This is a genomic window from Acinetobacter sp. YH12227 (assembly GCF_013417785.1).
In the GTDB taxonomy this organism is placed as follows: domain Bacteria; phylum Pseudomonadota; class Gammaproteobacteria; order Pseudomonadales; family Moraxellaceae; genus Acinetobacter; species Acinetobacter gandensis.
In genome coordinates this window covers 44,875-52,570 of the sequence record NZ_VPDH01000019.1, presented here as the reverse complement: position 1 = coordinate 52,570, position 7,696 = coordinate 44,875, and the positions used below count along the sequence as shown (strand labels likewise).

The following is a 7,696-nucleotide window of genomic DNA, read 5'->3' as shown; positions in this document are numbered from 1 at the left end:
AAGTGAAGGTAGGGTTTGTTTTAATGTTAAATCTAGATTCTGAGATAAATTCATAAAAAAAGAGCGTATTTACATACGCTCTTTTTACAGCATTTTAACTTTTTTTGCTTAACTGACTGGCATTACTCAATATTGAGGGCTTTTTTATATCTTCGTATATATACACATCAAACAGATTATTTTAAGCCGTTAAATGTTGAAATTACCCCATAGTACGTAAGTGCTGTGCATTTTCAATTTGACGCTGTTTTTCATAATGTACAGGATCAAAAGTTGCACATGCACTTAATAAACCAACAGTCATTACAGCCACAACTAATTTCATCATGATCACATTCCTCATTTCGGGAGATTGCAGCGAATTTGCTGCTCTAAAAGCTCTTTATGTTGAAGAAATATACAGATCAGAATTAAATCGGTAAAACTGTTAATTTTAATTTTTACAATCTATTTTTTAGATTAATTATTTTATTGATGCTTTTACTTTTTGACGGATTAAAAAGCAATAATTTAAGAATAGTTGTTGGAGACGATACGTCATCTAAGTAGATAAAAAAAGATCATTTTTTTTCAGTCTAATTCTAAAATAAAGATTATGAATCAAACAATTATTAAAGATAATTGAGCGAAGCAATTAATGGATAGTGTAGCTTAAAAAATAATTTCAGACATAAAAAAAGCCCTGACATTGTCAGGGCTTTTCAAATTTGGCGGAAGCGGTGGCAGTTAAATTAAACACATATATTACTGATAAATAAATATAAAATATTTTATATTTAATTTTTTACTACTATTTTTACTACAAAAAATTTCAATTAACTCTTTGTTTGGAGTTTCATCATCAAACTTTATTTTTATTTAATGATTTGCTGATTGCACATTAAAAATCGTGAATTGCCATGGAATGCAATCAGATATGTCATTAACCACATTAATCAAACGTATGCATCGACAGAAGCCTAAAGAAGATGGCTTACCTAAATAGAATCGAGTAATCACTACACATGGATTTTGATCCACATTCCGTGACTGGTCTGCCGATAAAACTGAATATCCTAGAAAAGTCTGTAAGCATGTACTTGCTCACAAACTGCCAGATGAAGTTGAAGTAGCATACTTACGTGGCACTTATCTTGAAAAGCGTAAAGGATTAATGAGCGATTGGGCTGAATTCTGTAACGCCGACTTTAACCACTGTATTATTTTTAATTCTGTAATACACTGTTTCGTACTTTTCCTGATCACCATTGCAGCTGCTAACAGCAATCACTAAACGGCTACCTTTTTGAAAGAAAATATCATTTTAGATAAAACCTCTTTCTTTACTATAACAATAGAAAAAAATTTATGATCATACAAAGCTTTGCCCTGTTTTAGCATTATGAACTAAAGCAAAGCTACATCCTCCACTACAGCCTACTGTTTCTATCACATACTGACATGCAAAGTGGGGGGTGTGTGACATTTGCCAGAACAAGTTTGTGCAGGATAATCCTGATATGTTGGGGTTTTGGCATAAATAGAGAAACTAAATGTTAAACCTAAAAGACTGATATAAAGTTTTTTCACTGTACTACTTAGATATTCATTTACTAAAATCTGAGATACACAAGTTAAAACTACACCCACAAGTATTAATAATATTTTATTTTATAATTAAATGGTTATTTCAATACTCAAGTTTTTTAATAAATTAGTATAAAGAAAAAATGCCCAAAGTATTGGGCATTTTTAAATATAGTGTTAAAGGTATTTAATGAATACGCCCCTGCTGAACAACCCATTTGTAGAGCATTGAATTTTTAATCGTCGACTGCGCAACGAGGGCTGCACTTTGTTGGCCACATAAGTTTTTTCCTTCCATCTTATTAATTCGCTCAGCTTCAGGATTTGCAGCGGGTCGATAAATGGTGAGCAACGTATCCTGATCACTTGAATAATAACAAGTACGCTGACTTAGATTACCTGAGCCATCAAAATTAATGGTTTCTACTTTTCCTTCATCAAGAATATATGACATCGTCATAGTGCCTTCTTTATTTGTTTGATAAGACATGGAAGACATACCTGCCTGAACAGTCTTTCCTGAACCACGAAATGTATTCAGATCAATACCATAAGTATATTTTTCCGCAGAATTAAATGACAAAGGTGACAAAGTCAAATTCTCGGTATAACGCATGATATTTGTGTTAGGCCAATAACAATTCAAACTGTATGAATTACGAGTCAAACTCGTATCTGTAATACGGCAATCTGATTCAACTTTAATACTCACTCGTGCAGGCTTAGATTCTCCAAAATCATTTTTAGCAATATAGATAAAGTGATCTTCAACCGATTTAAATATATCAGGTGAATAGCTGAATTCACCAGTGACACTATTTAAACTCAGTTTTCCATGTTTAGGAAGTTCTACCAGTTGAATCGAACTAAAATTTTCAGCATCTAAAATCTGATTCAATGTATTGTTATTAAGCAAGTTAAAGGCTTGGCTATATGCATTTGGTAACTCAACATCTAACTTGGCACTAATTGGGCCAAAACTGACATTATCCTTACGATCAACAATGGTAAAACTAAATGGTATTGGGGTATTTGTAGGCTTTTTCGCTGCATTATTTTCCTTATAGATAAATTTAAAACTTAACCCCGAACTTGATTCCACCACATCACCAACAATGTTTGGATGATTGCTCGTTACTGTGAAATCTTGTCGATTTAAATCAAGATCAATATAACGACTAAACTGTCGAATTTGCTTTGGTATATTGTTGTAATAATCATTTTTTAATAGGGTTTGAATCTTCTTCATACCTGTTAAAATACTTTGGAAAGATGAAATTAAAACATCAGGTACCTGATCGCTTAGTTTCAATTTAAGCTGTGCTTTTCTAAAATCTGACACATTATGGGTAAATAGAATATCTGTACTGCTTGCTAGGGATGCATCTGATGCTACGCTAAAACTACTGATTATCATTCTACGATTTGAAACAGCATCAAAATCTTGTTCAAATGCCCTAAAGGTTTTACCAATTTCACAGTTTTCGATGATATTTTTCATCAAGTTGACCACTTGATTCTTTTTCTTATGTAGAACTACACCACCACCAATCAACAGGGCTATCCCCATTGGATCACCTTTTTGTGCCAACATATAACCAATTCCAGCCATTGCTGCACCAAAAGCAGGTGCAATATTCGCTTTGGTCCAGATCAAAGAAGAACATTCATCGCTCAATGCACTGAACGTTCGCATGTGCATGACCTGCTGGACTTCACTATATTGATTAGCTTGTAAAATTTGTGCCAGCTTTTGTTTATCCGATGCTGTCATTTCGCTTAATGCTATCTCTATACGCGAGAATAACATAAGCCACTCTTGACGTTGAGCTTCATCTTCAAGGCTCGCCCCTTCTTCAGGATTCTCTAGCTGCATATAAAGTTCATTGAAGTAATCTTGAAGAAATTGATCAGCATTGGCAATCGCAGTCATACGTTGACCAGTTTCAAATTGATGTGTAATACGCTGATTATCCACTTGAATTTCTATTTGATGTTGTCCAACAGTAAGTTCAGGTAGCAAAATATATAAGCTTTGATCGACTAACCCATATTCTACAGTTTGACCATCTACTTTCACGTCGAGCTGATAATAAGGTTGAGTATTTGGAAAGTTGAAAGTCATGATCTCATGTGAGGCATAGACATTATTTTCCTTAAGGCTTGGCAATACAGTAAATGCAAGATCATCTTTGCTGATCGTGCGTTGCTTTGCAATATCTAGAGAGGGCTGTGGATTACCTCCAGCATTGTTATTTCCACCGCTACTACTTCCACCACCGCCACCGCATGCACTCAGTAGAATCCCCATTGATATGAAAGTTGATAACGTCATTACAGCACAAGTTTTTTTCGACATTGCTGATTCTCCCTTTTGCTTGTTGCTGATCCCGTACAGCTTTTCACCTTCTCTGAGGTGACAATGCAATGTCCGAGTACTTTATTCCAAACTTTTAAAATCTATTTTAAACGCACCCTATAATGCTCATGCACACACTACAACTAAAATAAACCAATATAAAACAGCAATTTAATCTATTTTCCTCTGTACACGACAAAAATAGATAACTCATTGAAATAATGTCACAATAATTGTTTTCTAACGACGAATACTATGACACATCTCAATGAGTTATATCTTATCTTGGCTTTGTTGCACAAACCTATCTGTAAAGGCTTTTTCAGCGATATAATTTTCAAATGAAGAAGCCTACACATAAAATCTACCGCACAACCAATTGGCCCGCATATAACCGAGTACTCATGAGTCGCGGAAATATTGCCATTTGGTTTGATCCTGCTACGCAATGGTATGCTCCATCAAAAGGCAAACAAGGGCGAAATCAAACCTACTCCGACGCAGCTATCCAATGCTGCTTAATGATTAAATCCTTATTCCGTCTATCTTTACGTATGGTCACTGGCTTTGTGCAAAGTCTGATTGAACTTTGCGGATTAAATTGGACCGCACCAGATTACACCACGCTTTGTAGAAGACAAAAGCATATTGATATTGCAATCAGCTACCAAAAAAGTAGCGATGGGCTGCATCTACTCGTAGACTCTACAGGGATGAAGTTTCTAGGTGAGGGCGAATGGAAACGCAAGAAACATCGAGCTGAATATCGTCGCCAATGGCGTAAACTACATATTGGTATAGATGCCAAAACCCTACAAATACGCGCTATTCAGCTTACAACCAATAATGTCAGTGATTCACAGGTGCTTGGTGATTTACTTAATCAGATTCCACAAGATGAGCAGATTGACTCTGTTTATACCGATGGAGCTTATGACACCAAGCAATGCCGTCAGGTCATTGCAGATCGGCAAGGGCATGCGGTGATTCCACCTAGAAAAAATGCGAAACCATGGAAAGATACAAAGAGTAGCTCGCTAGAGCGAAATGAATTACTTCGAACAGTTAAGCGTTTAGGCAGGACACTATGGAAAAAATGGTCAGGCTATCATCGGCGAAGTTTGGTTGAAACTAAGATGCATTGCATCAAATTATTAGGAGATAAACTCAGTGCAAGGAGTTTTGATAGCCAAGTGAATGAGATCCATGCACGTGTAGCAGTTCTTAACAGATTTACGGAATTAGGTCGACCACTTACCCAAGTTACGCCTTAAATTTGGCTCAATTAGGGGCGCTTTGCATTTCAAATCTTTGTGCAACAAAGCCATTCAGACATAAAAAAATGCAGTAAGAAATAATCTTACTGCATTTTTTACTACTTTATAACTACCGATTGGCGTAGTGCGTCACGGCTTGTTATATCGTATATTTCCAACTTTAACCTTATAAATCAAAAACTTATATATTGTTAAACAGTGTCAGAAACTTGAATTTGGCGGAAGCGGTGAGATTCGAACTCACGGAGGACTCGCGCCCTCGTCGGTTTTCAAGACCGGTGCATTAAACCGCTCTGCCACGCTTCCATGTGCGCCATAATACGGAGGTTTTATCCATCTGACAAGTAAAAAATACAACTAAACCTTTCAAATGAATATTGTTTCACCACTGCATTAAAGTTTTGCCGCTAGTTCAGCCCCTTCACGGATTGCACGTTTAGCATCAAGTTCTGCTGCCAGTTTAGCGCCGCCAATAATATGGTAATTTGCGAGCGTTTTCTCACCTGGTTCTGGCATCAAATGCTTAACTGATTCCTGACCCGCGCAAACGACAATTGTATCTACTCGAAGTAATTGATCATGCCCCGCTGTTTCTACCCACAAACCTTCTACAGTAATGGCTTTGTATTGCACACCACGTAACATCCGTACACCATTTTTCTTTAATTGTGCACGATGCACCCAACCAGAGGTTTTTCCTAAACCAGCACCTAACGGTGTCGTTTTACGTTGTAACAGGTAAATTTCACGCACAGGCATTTCAATTTCTGATGCTTGCATTCCACCTTCGGTGATATAGTTCGGATTTGGGTCAATGCCCCATTCACGCTGCCAATCTACCAATGGTTGAGGCTGCGGCTGATGTGGTGGCTTTAATAAAAATTCAGAGACATCAAAACCAATCCCCCCAGCACCAATCACTGCAACTTTATCACCTACTGCTGCACCTTTTAGCACCTCAGCATAAGACAGTACATTTGGCGCATCACTGCCAGCAATCTTCAAATGACGTGGTACAACACCTGTAGCAATGATCACCTCTTCAAAACCTTCACGTTCAAGTTGTTCGCGGTTAACGCGCGTATTTAAACGCAGTTCAACACCAGTTTTTTCAATTTGAACTTTAAAGTAGCGAATGGTTTCATGAAATTCCTCTTTACCAGGTACAACTTTTGCCAAGTTAAATTGACCACCAACCTCATCATTGGCTTCAAATAAAGTGACATCATGCCCACGACTCGCAGCAACAGTGGCAGCTGACATACCTGCCACACCACCACCCACAACAGCAATTCGTTTTGGTTTTTTGGCCTTTAAATAAACCAGCTCAGTTTCATGTGCCGCACGTGGGTTCACCAAGCAACTCACGCGTTGATTTTTAAAAGTATGGTCTAAACATGCTTGGTTACATGCAATGCAGGTATTAATTTCATCGACACGGTTAGTTGCCGTTTTATTTACCCAAAAAGCATCTGCCAATAAAGGACGTGCCATTTGCACCATATCAGCTTTACCACTTGCTAAAATTTCTTCAGCGGTATTTGGCATATTAATACGATTGGATGCAATGACTGGTATTGATACATGCTTTTTCACTTCTGCTGTGTAATCGACAAATGCGGCACGTGGTACAGAAGTCACAATGGTGGGAATTCGCGCTTCATGCCAACCAATCCCTGTATTCAATAATGTAACACCCGCTTGTTCTAATGCTTTCGCAACAGCAATGACTTCTGCCATCGTGTTGCCGTCATGCACCAAATCTAATAAGGACAAACGGAAGCAAATAATAAATTTTTCACCCACTTCAGCACGAATCTTTTTAACAATTTCCACTGCGAGGCGCATACGATTTTCAATGTCACCCCCCCAACGGTCTGTACGTTGGTTCACATGGCGACTTAGGAATTGATTCAGCAAATAGCCTTCAGAACCCATGATTTCTACGCCATCATAGCCAGCTTTGTGTGCAAGGCTTGCGGATTTCACATAGTCATCTATGGTCGATAAAATTTGTTTATCACTCAGCTGACGTGGTTTAAAAGGTGAAATCGGTGATTTAATCGGACTCGATGACACCACAAATGGTTGATAGCCATAACGACCCGCATGCAGAATTTGCATTAAAATTTTAGCACCATGCTTATGCACGGCGTGTGTAACTAAACGATGTGGCGCCACATCGCCTAAGGTATTCATTGTTCCCCCGGCTGGTAACAACCAGCCTTGACGGTTCGGCGAAATACCGCCTGTAATGATGAGGCCAACACCACCTTTTGCGCGCTCGCCAAAATATGCAGCAAGTTTTGGATAATTATAAAAACGATCTTCTAAACCACTATGCATGGAACCCATGACCACACGGTTTTTAATGGTGGTAAAACCTAAATGCAGCGGTTTTAAAATATTTGCATAGCTAGTCGTTGTCATGCTGAATCCTTATTTTGGCTTTGCAACTTGTTGCATAACACTTTAGCGGTTTTTTTATATTTTG

General features: G+C 37.8%; 5 protein-coding genes, 1 tRNA gene and 1 pseudogene. 2 read left to right on the top strand and 5 right to left on the bottom strand.

Going from position 1 to position 7,696, the window contains the following annotated elements; all coding sequences use genetic code 11:
• Window positions 1–202: 202 nt before the first annotated feature.
• Window positions 203–328, bottom strand: a complete 126-nt coding sequence (locus tag FTV09_RS18060) for a hypothetical protein (RefSeq protein WP_257222836.1) — start codon at window positions 326–328, stop codon at window positions 203–205.
• A gap of 576 nt (window positions 329–904) precedes the next feature.
• Between FTV09_RS18060 and FTV09_RS18055 the strand changes: the two are divergent.
• Window positions 905–1,273, top strand: a pseudogene (locus FTV09_RS18055) (hypothetical protein); the annotation flags it as partial.
• A gap of 480 nt (window positions 1,274–1,753) precedes the next feature.
• On the opposite strand, the gene FTV09_RS06150 reads toward FTV09_RS18055, so the two are convergent.
• Window positions 1,754–3,925 carry a hypothetical protein gene (locus tag FTV09_RS06150; RefSeq protein WP_168394156.1) on the bottom strand — a complete coding sequence of 724 codons (2,172 nt, stop codon included), beginning with the start codon at window positions 3,923–3,925 and terminating at the stop codon, window positions 1,754–1,756.
• Window positions 3,901–3,972 (bottom strand): hypothetical protein, encoded by a 72-nt coding sequence (locus tag FTV09_RS18290; RefSeq protein WP_350312041.1) that lies wholly within the window; start codon window positions 3,970–3,972, stop codon window positions 3,901–3,903. The genes FTV09_RS06150 and FTV09_RS18290 overlap by 25 nt, the downstream gene beginning before the upstream one ends.
• 294 nt (window positions 3,973–4,266) lie before the next feature.
• Between FTV09_RS18290 and FTV09_RS06145 the strand changes: the two genes are divergently transcribed.
• Window positions 4,267–5,199: an IS5 family transposase gene (locus FTV09_RS06145; RefSeq protein ID WP_180057334.1), complete on the top strand. Its 933-nt coding sequence runs from the start codon at window positions 4,267–4,269 to the stop codon at window positions 5,197–5,199.
• Window positions 5,200–5,418: 219 nt separating this feature from the next.
• On the opposite strand, the gene FTV09_RS06140 is transcribed toward FTV09_RS06145, so the two are convergent.
• Both FTV09_RS06140 and FTV09_RS06135 read right to left on the bottom strand, forming a co-directional pair.
• Window positions 5,419–5,508: transfer RNA gene (locus tag FTV09_RS06140), tRNA-Ser, on the bottom strand.
• An 87-nt stretch (window positions 5,509–5,595) separates the two neighbouring features.
• Window positions 5,596–7,632: an NADPH-dependent 2,4-dienoyl-CoA reductase gene (locus tag FTV09_RS06135; protein ID WP_067765987.1), complete on the bottom strand. Its 2,037-nt coding sequence runs from the start codon at window positions 7,630–7,632 to the stop codon at window positions 5,596–5,598.
• Window positions 7,633–7,696 lie beyond the last annotated feature (64 nt).